This is a genomic window from Actinocorallia sp. A-T 12471 (assembly GCF_033875155.1).
In the GTDB taxonomy this organism is placed as follows: Bacteria; Actinomycetota; Actinomycetes; order Streptosporangiales; family Streptosporangiaceae; genus Actinocorallia.
Map to the genome: position 1 here is coordinate 44,698 of NZ_JAWZTE010000006.1, position 21,887 is coordinate 66,584.

Sequence of the window (21,887 nt, forward strand, 5' to 3'; positions counted from 1 at the left end):
CCTAGTACTTCAGCAGGTTCGCGTCGTCGACCGACGAGGACCTGCGGGATCGGAAGATGGTCATGATGATCGCCAGTCCGACCACGACCTCGGCCGCGGCGACGACCATCACGAAGAACGCGATGATCTGGCCGTCGAGGTTGCCGTGCAGCTTGGAGAAGCTGACGAACGCGAGGTTCGTGGCGTTGAGCATCAGCTCGACGCACATGAACACCACGATCGCGTTGCGCCGGACGAGCACGCCGACCGCGCCGATGGTGAACAGCAGCGTCGACAGGATCAGGTAGTGGCTCACTGCTGGGCCTCCCGCACGGCCTTGACGTCCTCTTCGACGGCCTCGGCCTCGGAGGCTCCGGCGAGGTCGGTGTGCCGTTCGGCGGCGTCGTCGCCACGGCCGGTGAGGACGGGGTTGAGCGACAGCTCCGAGATGGAGCCGTCGGGCAGCAGCGCGGGCATGTCGACCGCGTTGTGGCGGGCGTACGTGCCGGACGGCGGCAGGTTGCCCGGGTGCGTCCCGGACTTGAACCGCTCCTCCGACATCTCCCGCTGGGTCGGCTTCGGCGTGATCCGCTCCTTGTGCGCCAGCACCATCGCGCCGAGCGCGGCGGTGATCAGCAGCGCGCTGGTCACCTCGAAGGCGAACACGTACTTGCCGAACAGCAGCCTGGCCAGGCCGATGACGTTGCCTTCTGCGTTCGCGCCGGCGAGGCCGATGTCGTCGGAGAAGGCCGCGGAGCCGAACCCGAAGACGAGCAGGCCGCCGAAGCCGAGTCCGGCGATCGCCGCCCACAGCCGCTGGCCGGAGATCGTCTCCACGAGCGAGTCGGTGGAGGCGACGCCGACGAGCATCAGCACGAACAGGAACAGCATCAGCACCGCGCCGGTGTAGACGATCACCTGCACGAACGCGAGGAACGGCGCGTCCTGGACGGCGTAGAGCGCGGCGAGGCTGAGCATGACGACCGCCAGCAGAAGCGCCGAGTACACGGCCTTCTTCTGGAAGATCATGCCGAGCGCGGCGGCCACGGACACCACCGCGAGAATCCAGAAGGCGACCATCAGAAGTCACCGTCCTTCGCGCCGAGACCGAGCCGGTAGTAGTCCTCTTCGGTCTCGCCGAGCTCCATCGGGTGCGGCGGCTGGTTCATGCCCTCGCGCAGCGGGGCGAGCAGCATCTCCTTGGTGTAGATCAGCGACTCGCGGCTGTCGTCGGCCAGCTCGTACTCGTTGGTCATCGTGAGCGCCCTGGTCGGGCACGCCTCGATGCACAGGCCGCACAGGATGCAGCGCAGGTAGTTGATCTGGTAGACGCGGCCGTAACGCTCGCCCGGCGAGAAGCGCTCCTCGTCGGTGTTGTCCCCGGCCTCGACGTAGATCGCGTCGGCCGGACACGCCCAGGCGCACAGCTCGCAGCCGATGCACTTCTCCAGGCCGTCGGGCCAGCGGTTCAGCTGGTGCCTGCCGTGGAAGCGCGGCGCGGTGGCCACCTTCACCTCGGGGTACTGGACCGTCTCCACCTTGGTGAACAACTGGTGGAAGGCGACTCCGAACCCCTTGACCGGGTTCAGGAAGTCAGTGAATCCCACTTTCGACCTCCTTCTTCTCGGTCGCGGACTGCTCGGTCGCGGGGCTCGGAACGACCCCGTGGTAGTGCGGGGCGTCGAGCGGCGGGACGGGGAAACCGCCCGCGTACGGGTCGGGCTTGCCGCCCGGCCGCGCGGGCTCGGTCTCGGCTCCGCCGGGCCCGCCCTTGGCCTGCTTGTCGCGCTTCAGCATGTCGACCACCACCGAGATCCCGAGCGCGATGGCCACCAGGACCGCCGCGCCGATGACGAACGCGGTGGAGCTGTAGCCCTCGTTGCGCAGCGCGCGGAAGGTGGCGACGAGGAGGATCCAGCCGAGGGAGAACGGCATGAGGACCTTCCAGCCGAGCTTCATCAGCTGGTCGTAGCGGACGCGCGGGAGCGAGGCGCGCAGCCAGATGAAGAAGAAGATGAACATCCACATCTTCACCAGGAACCACAGGATCGGCCACCAGCCCTCGTTCGCGCCGGCCCAGACCGTCGAGATCGGGGCGGGGGCGCGCCAGCCGCCGAGGAACAGCGTGGTCGCCAGCGCCGACAGCGTCGCGAGGTTGATGTACTCGGCGAGGAAGAACATCGCGAACTTCAGCGACGAGTACTCGGTGTGGAACCCGCCGACGAGTTCGCCCTCACCCTCGGGCAGGTCGAACGGGATGCGGTTCGACTCGCCCATCATCGTGATCACGTAGACCACGAACGACGGCAGCAGCATCACCGCGAACCACCGGTCGTGCTGCGCGGCGACGATCTCCGACGTCGACAGCGACCCGGCGAACAGGAACACCGCGACGAACGACAGGCCCATCGCGATCTCGTAGGAGATGACCTGGGCGCTGGAGCGCAGCCCGCCCAGCAGCGAGTAGGGCGACATCGACGCCCAGCCCGCCAGCACGATCCCGTAGACGCCGATCGACGCCATCGCCAGCACCAGCAGGACCGCGACCGGAAGGTCGGTGCCCTGCAGCGGCGTCTTGTGGCCGAAGACCGACACCGTCGGGCCGAACGGGATGATGATGAAGGAGATGAACGCCGGGATCGCGGAGATCACCGGGGCCGTCCAGAAGACGAGCTTGTCGACCCCGGAGGGGACGATGTCCTCCTTCAGGGCCAGCTTGATGCCGTCGGCAAGACCCTGGAGCAGGCCGAACGGCCCGGCGCGGTTCGGGCCGATGCGCAGCTGCATCCGGCCGATGATCCGGCGCTCCACCCACATGGACAGCAGGACGGTCAGGACCAGGAACACGAAGATGGCCACGCACTTGCCCAGCATCAGCCACCAGGGGTCCTTGCCGAAGTCGGCGAGGGTCGGGTAGGGGTAGCTGTCCATCAGCCGACGCCTCCGATCTTCACGACGCTGCCGGAGGCCGCGCCGAGGTCGCGGGCAAGGTTGATCCCCGAGCTGTTGCCGGGCAGCCAGACGACGCCGTCGGGAAGGTCGTCTATGACGAGCGGCACGGTGACCGCGCCCCGATCCGTCGAGACCGTCACGACGCCGCGCAGGCCGTTGGCCTCGGCGGTGGCCGCCGACATCCGGGCGACGGCCGGACGTGCGGTGCCCTTCAGGTGCGGCTCGCCGTCCTGGAGGCGGCCGTCGTCGAGGAGCTGCCGCCAGGTGGCCAGCAGCGCCTCGCCGTCGCCGGGGGTGTAGGTGAACTCCGTCAGCGTGCCGGGCGCGCCCGACCGCTCGCCCCGGTAGGAGCCCAGTTCGCCGAGTTCGCGGCGGGCCGCTGCGGCGTCGGGCAGACCGAGGTGGAAGTCGAGCTCGTCGGCCAGCGCGCCGAGCACAGCCAGGTCGCTGAGCACGCCGGGGACCTTCAGCGCCGCCTCGAAGGACCGTCCGCGGCCCTCCCAGTTGACGAAGGTGCCCGCCTTCTCCGCGACGGCCGCGACCGGCAGCACCACGTCCGCGCGGTCGGTGACCGCGCTCGCGCGCTGCTCGAGGCTGACGATGAACGGCGTCTTGTCCAGCGCCGCGAGCGCGAACGCCGGGTCCGGCAGGTCGTAGGGGTCGACGCCGCCGACGACGAGCGCCTCGATCTCGCCCGCGTACGCGGCGGCGAGGATGTGGGCGGTGTCGCGGCCGGGGGCGTCGGGGATGGAGCTGACGCCCCACACCCTGGCGACCTCGGCGCGCGCCTGCGGGTCGGTGAGCGGCCGTCCGATGGGCAGCAGCCCCGGCAGCAGACCGGCTTCGACCGCGCCGCGCTCGCCCGCCCTGCGCGGCACCCAGGCGAGCTTCGCGCCCGTGGACTGGGCGAGCCGCACCGCCGCGCTGAGCGCGCCGGGCACCTCGGCCAGGCGTTCGCCGACAAGGATGACCGAGCCTTCTGCGGCCAGCGCCTCGGCGGCCTCACCGGAGATGCTCAGCGCCTCCGGCTCACCGCCGGGACCGGCCTGCAGAAGCCGTCCGTTCAGCTTGGTGAGGCCGCGCGTGGCGAACGGCGCGATCGCCAGCACCTTCAGGCCGTGCTTGCGCACCGCCTTGCGCAGCCGCAGGAAGACCGCGGCGGCCTCCTCCTCGGGCTCGAGGCCCGCGAGCAGGACGACCGGGGCCTTCTCCAGCGCGCTGAAGGACACCTCGATCCCGTGCCCCGCGACGCCCCAGGCCAGGAAGTCGGCCTCCTCGGCGCTGTGCGGACGGGCCCGGAAGTCGAGGTCGTTCGTGCCGAGCGCGATCCGCGCGAACTTCGCGTAGGCGTAGGAGTCCTCAAGGGTGAGGCGTCCACCGGCCAGGACCGCGGCGCTCTTCCAGCCGAGGCCCTCGGCCGCGGCGCGCAGCGCCTCGGGCCAGGACGCGGGCTCGAGGACGCCGTCCTCGTTGCGCACGAGCGGGTAGCGCAGGCGGTCGGGCTCGGTGGCGTAGGTGAACGCCCACCTGCCCTTGTCGCAGTTCCACTCCTCGTTCACCTGCGGGTCGTCACCGGCCAGCCGCCGGGTGACCTTGCCGCGCCGGTGGTCGGTCCGCAGCGCGCAGCCCGACGAGCAGTGCTCGCACACCGACGGCGACGACACCAGGTCGAACGGCCGCGCCCGGAACCGGTAGGCCGCGCCGGTCAGCGCGCCGACCGGGCAGATCTGCACGGTGTTGCCGGAGAAGTAGGAGGAGAACGGCTCGCCGTCGGCGGTACCGACCTGCTCCTTGGCCCCCCGCTCGAACAGGTCGATGAACGGGTCGCCCGCGATCTGCTCGGAGAACCGGGTGCAGCGCGCGCACTGGATGCAGCGTTCACGGTCCAGCAGCACCTGCGACGACAGCGGCAGCGGCTTGGCGAACGTGCGCTTGCGCTCGACGAACCGCGACTCGCCCCGCCCGTTCGACATCGCCTGGTTCTGCAACGGGCACTCGCCGCCCTTGTCGCAGACCGGGCAGTCGAGCGGATGGTTGATGAGCAGGAACTCCATCACGCCCTTCTGCGCCTTGTCGGCGACCGGGGACGTGAGCTGGGTGTTGACGACCATGCCGTCAGCGACGGGGATCGTGCACGACGCCTGCGGCTTGGGGAAGCCCCTGCCGTTGCCGGCGTCGGGGATGTCCACAAGGCACTGACGGCACGCGCCGACCGGGTCGAGCAGCGGGTGGTCGCAGAACCGGGGGATCTGGATGCCGAGCAGTTCGGCGGCTCTGATGACCAGCGTCCCCTTCGGGACGGAGATCTCGAAGCCGTCGATGGTGAGGGAGACGAGGTCCTCCTGGGGAACGACGCCCGTCTCGGATGTCGCGGTCATTTATGCGCCCCACTTCGTGGACTTGGCGGGGTCGAACGGGCACCCGCCGTGGGTGAAGTGCGCCAGGTACTCCTCACGGAAGTACTTGATCGAGGAGTGGATCGGGCTCGTCGCGCCGTCGCCGAGCGCGCAGAACGACCTGCCGAGGATGTTGTCGGCGATGTCGTTCATCGTGGACAGGTCCTCTTCTGTGCCCTGTCCGGCGTCGAGGCGCTTCAGCATCTGCTTGAGCCAGTAGGTGCCCTCGCGGCACGGCGTGCACTTGCCGCAGGACTCGTGCGCGTAGAAGTCCGTCCACCGGGAGACGGCCCGCACCACGCAGGTCGTCTCGTCGAAGATCTGCAACGCGCGGGTGCCGAGCATCGACCCCGCCGCGCCCACCGACTCGAAGTCCAGCGGCACGTCGAGGTGCTCGGCGGTGAAGATCGGGGTTGACGATCCGCCGGGGGTCCAGAACTTCAGCTCGTGGCCCTCGCGGATGCCGCCCGCCATCTCCAGCAGCTCGCGCAGCGTGATCCCCAGCGGGGCCTCGTACTGGCCAGGCCGCGTGACGTGGCCCGAGAGCGAGAAGATGCCGAAGCCCTTCGACTTCTCGGTGCCCATCGAGGCGAACCAGTCCGCGCCCTTGCCGACGATCGAGGGAACCGACGCGATCGACTCGACGTTGTTCACCACGGTGGGCCCGCCGTAAAGGCCCGCCACCGCGGGGAAGGGAGGCTTCAGCCGGGGCTGGCCCCGGAAGCCCTCAAGCGAGTCGAGCAGCGCGGTCTCCTCGCCGCAGATGTAGGCGCCCGCGCCCGCGTGGACGACGAGTTCGAGGTCGAAGCCCGACCCGAGGATGTCCGTGCCGAGATACCCGGCCTCGTACGCCTCGGCGACGGCCTGCTGAAGCCGTCGGATGACGTGCAGGACCTCACCGCGCACATAGATGAACGCCTGGTGCGCGCCGATCGCGAAGGAGCTGATGATCACGCCCTCGACCAGCACGTGCGGGTTGGCGAGCATGAGCGGGATGTCCTTGCAGGTGCCCGGCTCTGACTCGTCGGCGTTGACCACCAGGTAGGTGGGTTTGCCGGTGCCCTGCGCGAGGAATCCCCACTTCATACCCGTGGGGAAGCCCGCGCCGCCGCGGCCGCGCAGCCCCGAGTCCTTGACCGCGTCGACAATCGCGGAAGGCTCCATCGTGAGGGCCTTGCGCAGGGAGGAGTAGCCGCCTTCCCGCTCGTAGCCCGCGCGGGTGAACGAATCAGCCTGGTCCCAGTGCCTGGTGAGGACGGGGGTGAGGGTCGTCATGGCGCCTCCCAGCCCTTCTCCTTGGCGATCTCGAGGCCGACCAGCGACTCGGGACCCGCCTGGACGCCCTCGCCCGCGCGTCCGTCGTTGATGCCGGCGAGCACCCGGGACGCCTCCTTGAACGTGCACAGGCCGTTCGGCCCGCGCGTCGGCGGCACCTGGCGGCCCGCGCGCAGGTCGTCGACCAGCTGCTTGGCCGAGTCGGGGGTCTGGTTGTCGTAGAACTCCCAGTTCACCATCATCACCGGCGCGAAGTCGCAGGCGGCGTTGCACTCGAGCCGCTCGAGCGACACCTTGCCGTCGTCGGTGACCTCGTCATGGCCGACGCCGACGTGCTCGCTCAGCGCGTCCCAGATCTCGTCGCCGCCGAGCACCGCGCACAGCGTGTTGATGCACACGCCCACGTGGTAGTCGCCCATCGGGCGGCGCTTGTACTGGGTGTAGAACGTCGCCACACCCGTCACCTGCGCGGGCGTGATGTCAAGCATCGAGGCGCAGAACTCCACCCCGACCTGCGTCACGCACCCGTCGACGGACTGCACGAGGTGCAGCAGCGGCAGCAACGCGCTGCGCGTCTTGGGGTACTTGGCGATGATCTCCTTGGCGTCCTGCTCCAGGCGCTGCCTGGTCTCCACGTCATACGCCGAGCCCTCGGGGAAATGCCCCGTGAAGCCGACAGGAATACCGGTCATCGGGTGTGCGGTGTCGAGGCTCCCGCGCTCATGCGGGGGAGAAAGCACCGCTCCCTCCCTTCACGTTGCGTGTTCTTGCGTGAGCCTTTGGTAAAACATGAGGCATGGCGCGCACCGTGACGCGGGCGTTCAAGTTCCGCTTCTATCCCACTCCCGAACAAGCCGAAGACCTCTCTCGGACGTTCGGCTGTGTGCGCCTGGTCTACAACCGGATGCTCGAAGAACGCACCCGCGCCTACCGGTGTGAGGGGCGCAGCATCTCCTACGGAGAGTCCTCCGCGCTCCTCACCCAGTGGAAGCGAACCGAGGACCTTGCCTTCCTCAACGAGGTGTCGTCGGTGCCGTTGCAGCAAGCACTGCGTCATCTGCAGAGCGCGTTCGTGAACTTCTGGGCCAAACGCGCCGGCCATCCCGTGTTCAAGTCGAAGAGGAAGTCCCGTGCCTCCGCCGAGTACACCCGGTCGGCGTTCAGGCTCAAGGACCGGTGCCTGACCCTCGCCAAGATCGCCGAACCGCTGGACATCGTGTGGTCCCGGCCCCTGCCCAACGGCGCGGAGCCCACGACCGTGACCGTCTCCCGCGACGCCGCAGGCCGCTGGTTCGTGTCCGTCCTCTGCCGCGAAACCGTCACTCACCTCGGTCCCGCAAGGTCCACGGTCGGTGTCGACGCCGGGATCACCTCCCTGGTGACCCTCTCCACTGGAGAGAAGATCGCCAACCCCCGGCATGAACGCCGGGACCGGCACCGTCTGGCCAAGGCCCAGCGGGAGTTGTCCCGTAAGGCCAGAGGATCGAAGAATCGGCAGAAAGCGCGCCTCAAGGTTGCCCGTGCCCATGCCCGGGTCGCCGATCGCAGGCGCGACTTCCTGCACAAGCTGACCACCCGACTCGTCCGCGAGAACCAAACGGTCGTGATCGAGGACCTCGCCGTCGGCGATCTGTTCGGCTGCCGCACGCTCGCCCGCGCCATCAGCGACGCGGCATGGAGTGAGCTGCGGACCATGCTGGAGTACAAGTCCGACTGGTACGGGCGACGGCTCGTGGTCGTGGCCCGTCGGTTCCCCTCCAGCAAGCTGTGCTCCGCGTGCGGGCGCCGAGCGGACACGATGCCGCTCCACGTTCGTGACTGGACCTGTGGAGGTTGCGGTGCGACCCACGACCGGGACGTCAACGCAGCGAAGAACCTGCTCGCCGCCGGGCTGGCGGAGAGCTGAAACGCCTGTCGAGGGGAGGTAAGACCGACTCCGCGCGAGCGGGGGCGGCACTGCCCTGTGAAGCAGGAACCCCAGCGGGTGACCGCTGGAATCCCCGCCCTTCGGGGCGACGGAGGAAGTCAACGGTCGACACCTCCCATCACGGGGTCGATGGAGGCGACCGCGGCGATGACGTCGGCGACGTAGCCGCCCTCGCACATCGCGGCGGTGGCCTGAAGGTTCACGAAGGAGGGCTCGCGGAAGTGGGCCCGGTAGGGGCGGGTGCCGCCGTCGGAGACCAGGTGCGCGCCGAGCTCGCCGCGCGGCGACTCCACCGCCGCGTAGACCTGCCCGGCCGGGACCCGGAAGCCCTCGGTCACCAGCTTGAAGTGGTGGATCAGCGCCTCCATGGACTCGCCCATGATGTGCCCGATGTGGGCCGGGGAGTTGCCCATGCCGTCGGTGCCGATCGCCAGCTGTGCGGGCCAGCCGATCTTCTTGTCGTCGATCATCACCGGGCCGTCCTTGGCCGAGCCCTTGGTGAGCCGCTCGACGCACTGCTCCACGATCTTCAGCGACTCCTCCATCTCGGCCATCCGGACGAGATAGCGGCCGTACACGTCGCAGGTGTCCTGCGTGTGCACCTTGAAGTCGTACGTCTCGTAGCCGCAGTAAGGCTGCGACTTGCGCAGGTCCCACGGAAGACCTGCGCTGCGCAGCACCGGGCCGGTGATGCCGAGCGCCATGCAGCCGGTGAGGTCAAGGTAGGCCACGTCCTTGGTACGGGCCAGGTAGACCGGGTTGGCGTCGAGCAGCTTGCGCATCGTGCGGAAGCGCTCGGGCATGCGCTCGAGGTAGGCGCGCAGCTTCGCGATGGCCGCGGGGCCGATGTCCTGGGCGACGCCGCCCGGCCGGACATAGGCCATGTTCATCCGCAGGCCGGTGATCTCCTCGAACAGGTCGAGGGTGTACTCGCGCTCCACGAAGCCGTTCAGCATCACCGTCGTCGCGCCGAGTTCGAGACCGAACGTGGCGATCGCGACGAGGTGCGAGGAGATGCGGTTCAGCTCCATCATCAGCACGCGGATGACGTTGGCCCGCTCGGGGATGCGGTCGGTGACGCCGAGCAGCTTCTCCACCGCGAGGCAGTACGCCGTCTCGTTGAAGATCGGCGCGAGGTAGTCCATCCGGGTGCAGAACGTGGTGCCCTGCGTCCAGGTGCGGTACTCCATGTTCTTCTCGATGCCGGTGTGCAGGTAGCCGATGCCCACCCGCACCTCGTCGACGGACTCGCCGTCGAGGGTGAGGATGAGCCTCAGCACGCCGTGCGTCGAGGGGTGCTGCGGGCCCATATTGATGACGAGGCGTTCGTCGTCGGCGGCGTCCTTGGCCCCGGCGACGACGTCGTCCCAGTCGGCGCCGGCGAGGTTGAACACCTTGCCCTCGGTGGTGCCGTCGTCGGTCGCCCCGGCCTTGTAGGCGTCATATGTGGTGGTCATGAGTACGACCTCCGCTCGTCGGGCGGCGGGACCTCCGCGCCGCGGTACTCGACGGGGATGCCGCCGAGGGGGTAGTCCTTGCGCTGCGGGTGTCCGACCCAGTCGTCAGGCATCTCGATCCGGGTCAGCGCGGGGTGGCCGTCGAAGATGATGCCGAAGAAGTCCCAGGTCTCACGCTCGTGCCAGTCGGCCGTCGGGTAGACCTCGACCACCGACGGCACGTGCGGGTCGGCGTCGGGGACGGCGACCTCGAGGCGGACGCGTCGGTTGTGCGTCATCGACAGCAGGTGGTACACGGCGTGCAGCTCGCGTCCCTCCTCCTGCGGGTAGTGCACGCCCGAGACGCCCGACAGCAGCTCGAACCGCAGCTCGGGGGAGTCGCGCAGGATCGCGGCGACCTCCTTGAGCCGGTCGCGCTTGACGAAGAACGTCAGCTCGCCCCGGTCCACGACGGTGCGTTCGATCGCGTCGCCGAAGCCGGACCGCTCCAGGTGGTCGGCGATGTCGTCGAAGTACCCGCCGAAGGGGCGCGGCGACGAGGCCGCGACGGGAGCCCTGACGACCAGGCCGCCGTAGCCGGAGGTGTCGCCGGTGGTCTTCGCGCCGAACATGCCGCGGCGCGCGGCGTCCTGCTCGCTCATGACCGCGCTCCGGACTGTCCGAGGAGCGGAAGCTGTCGCAGCTTCGCCTTCTCCAGTTCCTGGATCTGCCGTTCGCGCTGCACGCCGAGCTTGGTGTTCTGCATCTTGTCGTGCAGTTTCAGGATCGCGTCGAGCAGCATCTCCGGACGCGGGGGGCATCCGGGCAGGTAAATGTCCACTGGTACGATGTGGTCGACGCCCTGGACGATCGCATAGTTGTTGAACATGCCACCCGAAGAGGCGCAGACCCCCATCGCGATGACCCACTTGGGTTCGGTCATCTGGTCGTAGACCTGCCTCAGGACGGGCGCCATCTTCTGGCTCACCCGCCCCGCGACGATCATCAGGTCGGCCTGTCTCGGCGTGGCCGCGGCGCGCTCCATGCCCCAGCGGGACATGTCGTGCCTCGGGTCGCCGGTCGCCATCAGCTCGATGGCGCAACACGCGAGGCCGAACGTCGCCGGCCAGGTGGAGCTGCGCCGTGCCCAGCCCGCGACCTGTTCGACGGTGCTGAGCAGGAAGCCGCTCGGGAGTTTCTCTTCAAGACCCATTGTGAATCAGTCCCACTCCAGGCCGCCGCGCCGCCAGACATAGGCGTACGCGACGAGGACGGTGGCGATGAACAACACCATTTCGACGAGTCCGAAGAGCCCGAGGCGGTCGAACGAGGCCGCCCAGGGGTACAGGAAGATGATCTCAATGTCGAAGACGATGAACAGCATCGCCGTGAGGTAGTACTTGATGGGGAACCGGCCGCCGCCGACCGGTTGTGGCGTCGGCTCGATACCGCATTCGTAGGATTCGAGCTTGGCCCTGTTCCAGCGTTTGGGGCCGGTGAACGCCGCCATGATCACTGAGCCGACGGCGAAGGCCGCCGCCAGCGCCCCGAGCACGACGATCGGCAAGTAGAGGTCCACGGGATCACACACCCCCCTCAGAGTTCGTGACACATCTCACCGTTGTGAGCTGCATCATCCTAGTGAGAACGCGCATTGGTCCGTACCAGTGGGGTTTCTGTTGTGGGGCGGGGAAGGTCAGGCCGACGGTGCGATCCGGGTCATCGCGTTGATGATCCGGTCCATCGCGTCTCCCCCGCGCGGATCGGTGAGGTTGGCCAGGAGCTTCAGCGTGAACCGCATCAGCGTCGGGTGGGGCAGCCCGTGCCGGGTGGCGAACTTCATCACCCGCGGGTCGCCGATGGCATTCACGAACACGCGCCCGATCGTGAAGTACCCCCCGTGCTCCTCCTTGAGGACGCGCGGGTACTCGTACAGCGCCCGTTCCCGCTGTGCGGCGGTCGGCCTGGCCAGCGCCTGCACGATGATGTCGGCGGCCAGGTGGCCGGATTCCATCGCGTAGTCGATGCCCTCGCCGTTGAACGGGTTGATCATGCCCCCGGCGTCGCCCACCAGCAGCAGGCCCCGGGAGTAGTGCGGCTGCCGGTTGAAGCCCATCGGCAGTGCCGCGCCGCGGACCGGACCTGTCGCGTGGGCCTCGTCGAACTGCCACTCCTTGGGCATTCCGGCGGTCCAGCGGCGGAGCATCTCGCGGTAGTCGGTGTTCTGGAACGACTTCGAGGTGTTGAGCAGGCCGAGTCCAACGTTGGACGTGCCGTTCCCGCAGCCGAAGACCCAGCCGTAGCCGGGCAGCAGTTTTTCGCCGTCCCACAGTTCGAGCCACGACTCGAGGTAGTCGTCGTCGTGGCGGGGGGTCTCGAAGTAGCGGCGGACCGCCACGCCCATCGGCCTGTCCTCGCGCTTGCGGATGCCGAGCGCGAGGGCGAGGCGCGCGGAGTTGCCGTCGGCCGCGACGACCAGGGGCGCGCGGTACTCGCGGCCGTCCTTCGTGCGGACGCCGATGACGCGGTCGCTGCGCTCGTCGATGACGGGTTCGGTGACCGTCGTGCCCTGCATCAGGGTGGCCCCGGCCTTGACGGCGTGCTCGGCGAGCAGGGCGTCGAGGTCCATGCGGGGACGGACGAGGCCGAAGTCGGGGAACGTCGCGAGTTCGGGCCAGGGCAGTTCGATCTTGACGCCGCCGCCGTAGATGCGCAGGCCCTTGTTCCTGATCCAGCCCGGCGCGTTGATGTCCACGCCCATGGCGATCAGCTGGCGGACGGCGCGGGGGGTGAGCCCGTCGCCGCAGATCTTGTCGCGGGGAAAGGTCGCCTTCTCCAGCAGGAGGACCTTCAGGCCCGTCTGCGCGAGGTAGTACGCCGTCGTCGAACCGGCGGGACCGGCTCCCACGACGATGACGTCCGCGGCTTCGGGGGAGTGCTCGCTCAACTGCCGACCTTCTTCGCTCCGCTTCAAGTGCGTTTGTGAACAACTTCACAAACTCTCTCGAGGCGAGGCTACACCCGCCGTGCTCACGAGCGGCAGAGGAGGTTACCCCCCTTCGGTAATGATCTCCGGCTTCCACGCGCGGTGAATGGCGGCCACCCCGAAGGTCAGGTCGCGCCACTGGACCCGGTCCCAGCCCGCCTCGCGCAGCAGCGCGGCGAGGCCCCGCTGGTCGGGCCACTTGAGGGTGGACTCGGCGAGGTAGTTGTAGGAGTCCTTGTTGGAGCTGAAGCGGGCGAGAAGAGGCAGGCCGACCTTCAGGTGGAGGCGGTGCCCGGTGCGCAGGAGCGGGTTGCCCGGGTGGCTCACCTCACATATCACCAGTTTTCCGCCCGGTTTGGTTACCCGGAGCATCTCCGTCAGGGCGGCGGTGACGTCGGCGACGTTGCGCAGGCCGAACGAGATCGTCACGGTGTCGAAGGAGCCGTCGGCGAAGGGGAGGCGCAGGGCGTCGCCGGCGACGAACGTCAGCCCCGCCTTTCCGGCCTGGCGGCGGGTGCCGACCTGGAGCATGCCGAGGGAGAAGTCGCACGCGACGACGTCGGCGCCCTCCTCGGCGAGGACCGCCGAGGACGTCCCGGTGCCGGCCGCGAGATCGAGGACCCGCTGGCCGCGCCTGGCGTCCACCGCCCGGGCGACCGCCTTGCGCCACACGCGGTCCTGCCCGCCCGTCATCAGGGTGTTGAGCAGGTCGTACCGCTCGGCGGTGTCGTCGAACATCGCGGCGACGTCCGAGGGTTTCTTGTCCAGATCGGCACGGGTCATGGGTGCAGCCTATTCCGCGGAGGGCGCGGCTCCCCCGTCACCCTCGCCGTGCCCGTGCCCCTGCCGCTGCGTCCGCTCCACCACCGCGGTGGACACCGCGTCCCGCTGCTTGGACAGCACGACATAACTGACGATCCCAGAGATCAACACGGACAGCGCAAGATTCAACAGCCCGGTCACCCCAATCAACAACAGAATCGCCGCAGTCGCGGCGAACAGCAAGAACCTGGACGCGGTATACGCAATGACTGGACGCATGGTCTTCCGAGGGTATCCCCTGCTCAGCCACCCTCCCCCCCGACCCACCCCAAACCCCCAACCCCCACCCACCCCGCCCCTCCCGACAAGATCAAGCGGCGACCCCGCCCCCCGCCAACACGCCCTCGAAACCACGCCGCGCGGGGAACTCCAGGCCCGTCGGGCGACCGGGGTCAGGGGTTGAGGCGGTTGGGGCCTCGGAAGAGGAAGGTGGTCTCGCGGATTGAGGGGAGGGCGAGCAGGAGCATAAGGAGGCGGGCGAGGCCCAGGCCCAGGCCGCCGTGGGGTGGGGTGCCGTAGCGGAAGCAGTCGAGGTAGTCCCGGAGCGGCTCCAGGGCCATGCCCTTCTCTTCGGCTTGGGCGGTGAGGACGTCGTGGCGGTGTTCGCGTTGGGCGCCGGTGGTGATCTCGACGCCCTTCCACAGGAGGTCGAAGCTCTCGGTGACGGTCGGGTCGTCGGCCGGACGCAGGTGGTAGAACGGGCGGACGGCGGCGGGGTAGCGGGTGACGAAGACGAACTCGTGCCCGGTCTCGGCGGCGATCAGCGCGGAGAGGGCGCGTTCGCCTTCGGGGTCGAGGTCGTCCTTGACGCCTTCGGGGTCCCAGCCCGTCGCGCGCAGCCGGGTCAGGGCGTCGGCCATGGTGATGCGCGGGAACGGCAGCTCCGGGACGGCCACCACGACGCCGAAGCGCTCCCCGATCTCGGCGGCGTGACGGCGGTGCACCTCGGTGAGGACGTGGTGGAGCATCCGTTCCTCGACCGCCATGACGTCCTCGACGGAGTCGATCCACGCGATCTCCAGGTCGACGCCGGTGAACTCGGTGGCGTGCCGCGAGGTGAAGGAAGGCTCGGCGCGGAAGACGGGCCCGATCTCGAAGACGCGGTCGATGCCGCCGGCGATCGCCATCTGCTTGTAGAACTGCGGCGACTGGGCCAGGTAGGCGGTGCGGCCGAAGTAGCCGACCTCGAAGACCTCCGCGCCCGACTCCGACGCCGTCCCCATCAGCTTGGGCGTGTGCAGCTCGGTGAATCCCTCGGCCTCCGCGATCTCCCGCATGGCGCGCTCGACGGTGCTCTGCACCCGGAACACGAGCTGCTGTGCGGGGCGGCGCAGGTCAAGGAACCGCCGGTCAAGGCGCTGGTCGAGGTTGGTGTGCTCGTCGATCGGCAGCGGGGCCTCGGCCGCCGCGACGATCTCGACGCGTTCTGGAACGATCTCCAGACCGCCGAGCTTGACCTTGCCGTTCCGGACGACCTTCCCGGTGATCCGCACCGCGGACTCGGCGGTCGCGTCCTCGAAGGCCGCCTCGATGGCGCCCCCGTCCCGCACGTGCGTGACCTGCGCCGACCCGGTGTGGTCGCGGACGATGACGAACTGGATGCGGCGCTGAAGCCGCAGCGCCTGAACCCATCCGCAGACGGTGACCGACTCGTCCGGATGGCCTGGAAGGTCGCGAATCAGGGTGCGCGGCATCGGCAACTCCCTTGGTTGCTGGCGCGTTGTTCGCGCCGGTGAGCAGGGCGGTAGACGGCCGCCTGCGGGGACGGGCCACAGCGTAACCGACCCGACGCCGACAGGCACCGACTTTCCCGTGTGTCAGGCCAGGCTGAAGACCCCGGAGAACACCGGCAGCCCGTGCGCCTCGATGATCCTGCGGAACCCGAGGTGGACGTTGACCAAGCCCTCGATGTCGTAGTGGAACGGGATGTCCTGCTGCTTGACGACGAACGGGGTCAGCACCGTCGGGGAGGGCACGACGCCGAGCGCCGCGATGGTCTCCAGGCCGCGCAGCGTGTCCGTCGCGGGTTCGATGCCCGCGAGCAGGCAGCTTCCGACCTGGTGGCCGCCGAAGACGCTGACGGCGTCGGTGAACACCGTGACGTAGTCGTCGAAGGTGAGCGTGCCCTTGTAACCGTGGACGTAGCGGCGGCGGTACGCGTCGTTCACGATCTCCACCCCACTGTTGAACCGGGACACGCCGGACTCTTTGAGGGCGTGCAGGTAGTCGAGGCGACGGGCCGTGTCACCGCGGATTCCTTGCGGGATCACCTGGGAGACGTAGATGCCCTGCTCGTAGCCGATCGAGCGCAGGGCGGTGGCCAGGCGGCAGTGCCGTTCGAGTTCGAGATCGGTGTCCCGGATGCTTCCCGTGCACAGCCAGACGATGTCGTACTTTGTGCGGAAGTCGTCGGCGTGGTCCTGGACGTAGGCAAGACACGCGTCGAAGTTCGCCGTGTAGTTCGCCGGACCGCTTTCCCTGACCGCGAGGATCTCCCACTCGGACTCCTTGAAGCAGAAGTCGCAGGAGTACGCGCAGTACGTGTGGTAATCGAAGACAAAGCTGCGCACACCGTTCTCACGCAGCAGCCCGAAGTTGTACATGCCGGTCGGGGCCCTGTCCTCGTCGACGCACTGACGGCAGGCGACCTCGTGGTCCGTGCCGTTGACGCGCGCGCTCAGCCGGGTTCCGTCGAACCGGAACGGGGACCGCTGGTCGACGCGCACGGTGACCTTCCGGACGTAGTCGCCGTCCGAGATCTCGATCTCGACGCGGGGGACCACCTGGCCCAGCAGCGGCAACCGGATTCCCGTCGTGGTCAACTGGACGCCGTCGCGGAGCACGCCGAGGCGCAGCAGCTCCGGAACCGTCAACTTCGCGGCACTCGGCACGGGCAGATCGACCGCCCTGGGCCGTGGCGTGGACGCGGACATCTCGGCCTCCCTCTCGACGCCGTGAACACGTTCGCGAGGTGCGAAGACGTGTCCTCACGACGGTGAAGGCAAAGCGCGCTCCCGATCCACGACTGTGGACGGACTTGCCGACTCCGCGCCGGGGCTCGCCGAAAGCGTCCCCGTCTTGCGAATCCGGGTCCCGCGAGGTTCCGGAACTTGCGCGGGCTTGCTAGGGGTCCAGGGTGGTTAGGGCTCTGGTTATGAGGGTGCGGGCGGTGGGGCCGTGGGCGGCGATGGTGGAGAGGGTTTCGAAGGTGCGGGTGTAGAGGTGGACTTCCTGGTGGGCGACGATGCTGAGCTGTGCCGACACGGTCTCTACGAGTACTTCGGCGTCGTCGTAGATCCAGAAGCCCTCGACGGGGTAGAGCGGGCGCGGGGCGTCGAAGGGGATCACGCCCAGGGAGACGTTGGGCAGGGCGGCGACCGAAAGGAGGTGGCCGAGTTGTTCGGCCATAATCTCGGCGGTGCCCATCCGTGAGCGCAACGCTGTCTCCTCGATTAGGAAGGCGAAGCGGCGGCCGCCCTCCCGCAGCAGACGCGTCCGCGCCGCCCGGGCCCGCGCGCCCTCTTCCACATCGGAAGCGACCCCGTAGAAGCGAGACACCGCGCTGAGAATCGCGCGCCCGTAGGCGGGTGTCTGGCAGAGCCCCGGAATCACGCCCGGCTCGTAGACCTTGAAGTGCCGGGTGCTCGTCCACCTGGGCATGAACGAGTCCTGCACGTGCGCCAGCCCGCCGCGCAGGGCACGCCGCCACTCCACGTAGGACTGGTCCGCACGACGGTTCAACGCGACGAGCCCCGCTGCCTCCCCGTCGACGCCGCACGCCCGGCACCAGGCCCGGATGTCGTCATCGGACACCCCCTGCCTGCCCGACTCGATCTTCGACACCTTGGACTCGTGCCACCCGCACGCCGCCGCCAACGCCCGCCCCGTCAACTTGGGCACTACATCAAGCCGCAGATCACGCAGCCTCCCGGCGACGACCTCACGCGCCGCCTGCACCGCCGACGAAGGATGCACACCCACTCAGACGCAAAACTCCCCATGCTCAACGGCCACCGTCCAGACGCCGTCGAACGCCTTACGGCAGAACGCGGAGGCAGCCGGGTCGTCCGTCACCTCAACGCCCAGCCACTCGCCGTCGCCGGTGAAGTGGTTCCACACGACGGTGTCGTCGAAGACCCAGAAGTCGTTCCCGGGCAGGCAGAGCATGGAAGCCCGCCGACGTGGCAGCCACCTCACCTGTTCCCCGGCTGCCACGTTGAACCGGGCGGTCACCGCGTGCAGCCAGGCCGTGTAGTCGCTGACGGGATCGGTCGAGACGATCCGGGCACGCCGCACCTCGACGCCCCGGCGCACCGCCTCGGCGACCGTGGACATCCACCCCTCGTCTCCGGGAACGGGATCGACGCTCGCGGGACGTCCCTCGGCCAGCCACCTGTCGAAGTCCGCGTCGGCCATGTAGCCGTCGCGCATCTCCAGGTGCACGGCCGACGACCGCGTCCTGCGGAACAAACCGGGAAAGAAGTCGTCGTCAGGCGGAACGATCCCTGATGACATCAAGCGCCTCCATGATCGTCGCGGCCATCCGCGCGGGCATTCGCAACGACGACTCCCCCGGCATCGTCCGGCTGTGCCCGTCGATCACGGCGAGCTCCTCGACGTCCGTCACCGTGAGCCCCTGGAAGACCAGCTCGTTGGTCTCCTCGTCCACGAACACCGCCGGGCTTCCGCCCGACTTCGACTCGTCGTCCTTCCCGATGAAGCGTAGAGCCACCGCCATCACCCTCCCTCGCAGTGTGCCCGAACTTGCCCAGGAGTCTGACCCTCGCCCGCTACCGGAAACCCGCAGGACCACCTACGGCCAGCAAGCCCCCATAGTGTCCGGCGAAGGCAAGGTCACCCCACAGGAGACCAGCCGCCGCCCACCCGCGTCAGAGGTCGAGGGAGCCGGTCTTGATGCTGGCGGTGAGGCGGGCGAAGGTCGCTTGGCCGAGGGTCAGGTGACCCGCCTCGGGGTGCTTGGAGTCGCGGACGCCGACCAGGCTTGAAGCCTTCGCCAGTTCGACGCACTCGATGTGGTCGCCGGTGCTGTGGGAGGACTTACGCCAGGTGACCCTGACGAAAGTATCGGCCGGATCCGAGGTCGGCTGCGGGCGGAACGCCAGGTGGGACACGAAGTCAGCCTATATCTGGCCTACAGCAGTGCGCTCATGTCATGCAGGAATCGGATGGACTCTGCCGGAGAAAGAGCCGTGGCCTGGAGGTGTTGGAACCTTTCGTCGTAATAGTCCAAGTCCTCCTCAGACTCCACGTACAGCGTGCGCGCCCCGACCTCGATGTAAACGAGGGACGGATCTTCCTGGTAGTCCAGGATCACGAAGCTGGCACCGTGGCCCGCGTGCAGCCCCTTACTGAACGGGAGAATCTGGACGGTCACGCTGTCCGAGTCCTCAGTCTCGATCAACCGAGCAAGTTGCTCTCGTTGGTCCTTCGTGCTGCCGAATGGCCTGCGTAGCGCACCCTCGTCGATCACTGCCCAGACCCTAAGCGGGTCCTCGTGGCTGAGCGCCTTCTGGCGTTGCAGCCGAATCTCGACCCGCCGTTCGACCTCCGAGCCGCGAATCAGCGCCGCCCGCATCAGTTCGCGCATGTACGCGGGTGTCTGAAGTAGCCCAGGGATCACCAGCGGCTGGTACACCCGCATTCGACGGGCCTCCTGCTCGAAACCGATGTAGATGCTGCCGTAGACGTCGTTGTAGTCCTCCCACCAGCCGCGCTTGCGGGAATCGCGGGCGAGTTGCATGAGGGTGTCGCAGGTTTCCTGGTCGGTTTCGTAGAGTTCGCAGAGGTCTCGGATGTCGCGGGGGTTGGGGCGCTTCCACTTGTTGTTCTCGATGCCGCTGAGTTTGCCGGTGGACCATTCGAGGCGTTTGGTGACCCAGTCTGCGGTGTGACCTCGGGTCTCGCGGAGTTCGCGCAGGGCGCGTGACAGGTGGCGGCGCTTGACGGTGGGGCTGTGGCGGGGCGCTCCCCGGAGCCCGATGCCGTCAGGTGGTGAGGAGGAGGAGAAGAACTGGCCGTCGTGTCCGGACTGGTGCACGCTCCCCCACCGGGACGACGAGGCGCACTATGGGCCGTGCGCCGATGTCGCGGCGGTGAACCTTGGGGACGATCCGGTGCTTGTCGGGCTTGAGCGTGGGCGCGAGGGGCGGGCGGGGGATCAGATCATCCTGCTGCCGCAGGTTTCGCCGTGGCCGTACCGGCCGGTGGACACCCTCGTCTTCGACCTCGACGGCGCCGCCGCGCTTCGGGACGTGCTCAACGAGCTCCTCGGGGCCGCCGGGCACCCGCTGGCCCGGCCCGTCGAGGGGCCGTTCCGCACCGCGATCTGACCCACCGAAGCGGGCCCTCCGCCCGCGCCCCGGCTCCGCGCGCCGGGGACCTCGCGGGAGGGACTGTGCTTTCGGCTTCGGGCGCTGGGGGGCCGGGGTTAGTCGAAGAGGAGGGCGGGGTCGGTGTTGCCGCCGGAGAGGATTGCGGTGTAGCGGGTGCCGTCGGGGAGTTTGGGGCGGTGGGAGAGGTAGGCGGCGGTGGCTACGGCGCCGGCGGGTTCGGCGATGAGGTGGGCGGCGGCGGCTATGCGGCGGGTGGCTTCGAAGATCTCTTCTTCGGTGACGGTGATGATGTCGTCCACGTACTTGAGGATGTGGCGGAAGGGGATGTCGCCCACGCGTTCGGCGCGGAGGGCGTCGGCCATGGTGCGGGCGGTGTCGGCGGGGTCCCAGGCGATGGGGACGCCGCTGCGGAGGGATTCGCGGGCGTCGGCGGCCAGGGAGGGCTCTACTCCGATTACCTTCGCGCGAGGGGCCAGGAGCTTGACGGCCGTCGCGACGCCTGCGATGAGGCCGCCGCCCCCGACCGGGACCAGGACGACGTCCACGTGGGGGTCGTCGGCGACGATCTCGAGGCCGATGGTGGCCTGGCCCGCGATGACCCTGAGGTCGTCGAAGGGCGGGATCAGGTCGTAGCCGTGGGCCTCGGCGAGGCGCGCGGCAGTCCCCACACGGGCCTCCATGTTCGGCTCGACCAGAACGACCTCGGCCCCGAGGTCGAGACACGCCTGGACTTTCAGCTCCGGCGCGGTATGCGGAATGACGAGTACCGCCGGAATGCCGAGTTCCCGCGCCGCGTACGCGACGGCCTGGGCATGATTGCCGCTGGAATGCGCGACCACCCCCGACGGGACCGGTCCAGCGGTCATCGCCGCATATGCGCCGCGGATTTTGAACGCGCCGATCGGTTGCAGCGATTCCGGCTTGATCGACAATTCGGTCCCGGGGAGACGGACCAGAGGGGTGCGCACGGCGACGCCGACGAGCCGACGCGCCGCCTCTTCGATTTCCGACAAAGTGACCAGATCCGACATGAGGCGAACCCTAGCCGAGGGCACTCCCCCGGCTCCGAACCAACCACCGGAAACCGTCATCAGACGGGGTCTGCGAAGGTCAAGGGCGGTGTCAGTGACACCCACGTTGCTGCTGTGAGACATGCATCGGTTACTTTCCGACATAGCCCCTGGTCAGGGCGTCACGGAAAGTCATCTTTTCCGAAAACAAGGCATGAATCGGTCTTGACCCGTCAGACTTGGAATCCAACCACCCGTCACCAGAGCGGGACAAAAGGGGAGAGAATCCGTGGAAAGCACTAGTGAGCGTCTGTTGACACCTGGTGAGGTCGCCGCGCTGTTCCGGGTCGACCCGAAGACGGTCACCCGCTGGGCCGCCGCAGGCCGCATCAGCAGCATCCGCACGCCCGGCGGCCACCGCCGGTTCCGCGAGTCCGAGGTGCACGCACTCCTGCGCGGCGAAGAGCCGCTCGCCGAAGTCCGCTAGGAAGTGACGGCCGTTCCGGCTTATTCCTCCGGAGCTTCGGCCTTCCAAGCCTCGAAGCTCGCGCGCAACGCCTCGTCGTCCCTGCGCCAGCGCTCCTTGATCCTGACGAGTTCCTCTTCACTGACCGCCTCGGCCATCAGTGCTGAGTATTCCTCGTCTTCCGGCCCTATTTCGCGATAGGTCTGAACGATCTCGTCGTTCTCGGTGAGTTCGCTGTGCGGCACCCGCAATCTCCCATTGGCGAGTCTGATCACGTACATCCTC

Annotated in this window: 26 protein-coding genes; 3 read left to right on the forward strand and 23 right to left on the reverse strand. The window is 68.5% G+C overall.

All coding sequences use genetic code 11. The features are described from left to right. Position 1 precedes the first annotated feature (1 nt). From nuoK to nuoE, 7 genes are read right to left on the reverse strand one after another with little or no spacing between them, the layout of a single operon-like run. The gene (gene nuoK / locus R9X44_RS18230; RefSeq protein ID WP_319815396.1) at positions 2-295 is read right to left on the reverse strand and encodes an NADH-quinone oxidoreductase subunit NuoK; all 294 of its coding nucleotides are present in this window, start codon (positions 293-295) and stop codon (positions 2-4) included. Next, entirely contained in the window at positions 292-1,059 is a 768-nt protein-coding gene (locus tag R9X44_RS18235) for an NADH-quinone oxidoreductase subunit J (protein ID WP_319815397.1), read from the reverse strand. Before R9X44_RS18235 ends, nuoK begins: the two co-directional genes overlap by 4 nt. Further along, a complete protein-coding gene (gene nuoI, locus R9X44_RS18240; protein ID WP_319815398.1) occupies positions 1,059-1,586 on the reverse strand; it encodes an NADH-quinone oxidoreductase subunit NuoI in 528 nt (175 codons plus the stop codon). The genes R9X44_RS18235 and nuoI overlap by 1 nt, the downstream gene beginning before the upstream one ends. Beyond that, positions 1,573-2,910 (reverse strand): NADH-quinone oxidoreductase subunit NuoH, encoded by a 1,338-nt coding sequence (nuoH, locus tag R9X44_RS18245; RefSeq protein WP_319815399.1) that lies wholly within the window; start codon positions 2,908-2,910, stop codon positions 1,573-1,575. Before nuoH ends, nuoI begins: the two co-directional genes overlap by 14 nt. After that, on the reverse strand, positions 2,910-5,309 hold the full coding sequence (locus tag R9X44_RS18250) for an NADH-quinone oxidoreductase subunit G (protein WP_319815400.1): 2,400 nt from the start codon (positions 5,307-5,309) through the stop codon (positions 2,910-2,912). Before R9X44_RS18250 ends, nuoH begins: the two co-directional genes overlap by 1 nt. After that, positions 5,310-6,602: an NADH-quinone oxidoreductase subunit NuoF gene (gene nuoF / locus R9X44_RS18255; protein WP_319815401.1), complete on the reverse strand. Its 1,293-nt coding sequence runs from the start codon at positions 6,600-6,602 to the stop codon at positions 5,310-5,312. Further along, a complete protein-coding gene (gene nuoE, locus R9X44_RS18260) occupies positions 6,599-7,294 on the reverse strand; it encodes an NADH-quinone oxidoreductase subunit NuoE (RefSeq protein ID WP_319815402.1) in 696 nt (231 codons plus the stop codon). The genes nuoF and nuoE overlap by 4 nt, the downstream gene beginning before the upstream one ends. A 104-nt stretch (positions 7,295-7,398) precedes the next feature. On the opposite strand from nuoE, the gene R9X44_RS18265 reads away from it, so the two are divergent. Then, on the forward strand, positions 7,399-8,508 hold the full coding sequence (locus R9X44_RS18265) for an RNA-guided endonuclease InsQ/TnpB family protein (RefSeq protein ID WP_413774955.1): 1,110 nt from the start codon (positions 7,399-7,401) through the stop codon (positions 8,506-8,508). A 119-nt stretch (positions 8,509-8,627) separates the two neighbouring features. On the opposite strand, the gene R9X44_RS18270 is transcribed toward R9X44_RS18265, so the two are convergent. From R9X44_RS18270 to R9X44_RS18335, 14 genes are all read right to left on the reverse strand, one after another. Next, positions 8,628-9,986 carry an NADH-quinone oxidoreductase subunit D gene (locus tag R9X44_RS18270; RefSeq protein WP_319815403.1) on the reverse strand — a complete coding sequence of 453 codons (1,359 nt, stop codon included), beginning with the start codon at positions 9,984-9,986 and terminating at the stop codon, positions 8,628-8,630. Next, entirely contained in the window at positions 9,983-10,627 is a 645-nt protein-coding gene (locus R9X44_RS18275) for an NADH-quinone oxidoreductase subunit C (RefSeq protein ID WP_319815404.1), read from the reverse strand. Before R9X44_RS18275 ends, R9X44_RS18270 begins: the two co-directional genes overlap by 4 nt. After that, positions 10,624-11,178 (reverse strand): NuoB/complex I 20 kDa subunit family protein, encoded by a 555-nt coding sequence (locus R9X44_RS18280; protein WP_123669283.1) that lies wholly within the window; start codon positions 11,176-11,178, stop codon positions 10,624-10,626. Before R9X44_RS18280 ends, R9X44_RS18275 begins: the two co-directional genes overlap by 4 nt. A 6-nt stretch (positions 11,179-11,184) precedes the next feature. Then, positions 11,185-11,544, reverse strand: a complete 360-nt coding sequence (locus R9X44_RS18285; RefSeq protein WP_319815405.1) for an NADH-quinone oxidoreductase subunit A — start codon at positions 11,542-11,544, stop codon at positions 11,185-11,187. Positions 11,545-11,661: 117 nt separating this feature from the next. Continuing rightward, positions 11,662-12,912: a geranylgeranyl reductase family protein gene (locus R9X44_RS18290; protein ID WP_319815406.1), complete on the reverse strand. Its 1,251-nt coding sequence runs from the start codon at positions 12,910-12,912 to the stop codon at positions 11,662-11,664. 102 nt (positions 12,913-13,014) lie between these two features. Continuing rightward, positions 13,015-13,734 (reverse strand): demethylmenaquinone methyltransferase, encoded by a 720-nt coding sequence (locus tag R9X44_RS18295; protein WP_319815407.1) that lies wholly within the window; start codon positions 13,732-13,734, stop codon positions 13,015-13,017. Between the two features lie 9 nt (positions 13,735-13,743). Continuing rightward, a complete protein-coding gene (locus R9X44_RS18300) occupies positions 13,744-13,992 on the reverse strand; it encodes a DUF4229 domain-containing protein (RefSeq protein ID WP_319815408.1) in 249 nt (82 codons plus the stop codon). A 173-nt stretch (positions 13,993-14,165) separates the two neighbouring features. After that, on the reverse strand, positions 14,166-15,467 hold the full coding sequence (gene aspS, locus R9X44_RS18305) for an aspartate--tRNA(Asn) ligase (protein WP_319815409.1): 1,302 nt from the start codon (positions 15,465-15,467) through the stop codon (positions 14,166-14,168). Between the two features lie 123 nt (positions 15,468-15,590). Next, a complete protein-coding gene (locus R9X44_RS18310) occupies positions 15,591-16,706 on the reverse strand; it encodes a hypothetical protein (RefSeq protein WP_319815410.1) in 1,116 nt (371 codons plus the stop codon). A gap of 190 nt (positions 16,707-16,896) precedes the next feature. Further along, positions 16,897-17,754 (reverse strand): helix-turn-helix transcriptional regulator, encoded by an 858-nt coding sequence (locus tag R9X44_RS18315; RefSeq protein WP_319815411.1) that lies wholly within the window; start codon positions 17,752-17,754, stop codon positions 16,897-16,899. Beyond that, on the reverse strand, positions 17,755-18,288 hold the full coding sequence (locus R9X44_RS18320; protein WP_319815412.1) for a DUF6879 family protein: 534 nt from the start codon (positions 18,286-18,288) through the stop codon (positions 17,755-17,757). Next, a complete protein-coding gene (locus R9X44_RS18325; RefSeq protein ID WP_319815413.1) occupies positions 18,263-18,505 on the reverse strand; it encodes a hypothetical protein in 243 nt (80 codons plus the stop codon). Before R9X44_RS18325 ends, R9X44_RS18320 begins: the two co-directional genes overlap by 26 nt. 157 nt (positions 18,506-18,662) lie before the next feature. Further along, positions 18,663-18,905: a DUF397 domain-containing protein gene (locus R9X44_RS18330; RefSeq protein WP_319815414.1), complete on the reverse strand. Its 243-nt coding sequence runs from the start codon at positions 18,903-18,905 to the stop codon at positions 18,663-18,665. Between the two features lie 20 nt (positions 18,906-18,925). After that, on the reverse strand, positions 18,926-19,831 hold the full coding sequence (locus R9X44_RS18335; RefSeq protein ID WP_319815415.1) for a helix-turn-helix transcriptional regulator: 906 nt from the start codon (positions 19,829-19,831) through the stop codon (positions 18,926-18,928). Positions 19,832-19,907: 76 nt separating this feature from the next. On the opposite strand from R9X44_RS18335, the gene R9X44_RS18340 reads away from it, so the two are divergent. Beyond that, positions 19,908-20,123: a hypothetical protein gene (locus R9X44_RS18340; protein WP_319815416.1), complete on the forward strand. Its 216-nt coding sequence runs from the start codon at positions 19,908-19,910 to the stop codon at positions 20,121-20,123. A gap of 98 nt (positions 20,124-20,221) precedes the next feature. Here the strand turns inward: R9X44_RS18340 and R9X44_RS18345 are convergent, their stop codons facing one another. Further along, entirely contained in the window at positions 20,222-21,157 is a 936-nt protein-coding gene (locus R9X44_RS18345) for a threonine/serine dehydratase (RefSeq protein WP_319815417.1), read from the reverse strand. Positions 21,158-21,425: 268 nt separating this feature from the next. Between R9X44_RS18345 and R9X44_RS18350 the strand changes: the two genes are divergently transcribed. Next, positions 21,426-21,623, forward strand: coding sequence for a BldC family transcriptional regulator (locus tag R9X44_RS18350; RefSeq protein WP_319815418.1), 198 nt, complete (start codon positions 21,426-21,428; stop codon positions 21,621-21,623). A gap of 20 nt (positions 21,624-21,643) precedes the next feature. On the opposite strand, the gene R9X44_RS18355 is transcribed toward R9X44_RS18350, so the two are convergent. Beyond that, positions 21,644-21,883 (reverse strand): hypothetical protein, encoded by a 240-nt coding sequence (locus R9X44_RS18355; RefSeq protein WP_319815419.1) that lies wholly within the window; start codon positions 21,881-21,883, stop codon positions 21,644-21,646. Positions 21,884-21,887 lie beyond the last annotated feature (4 nt).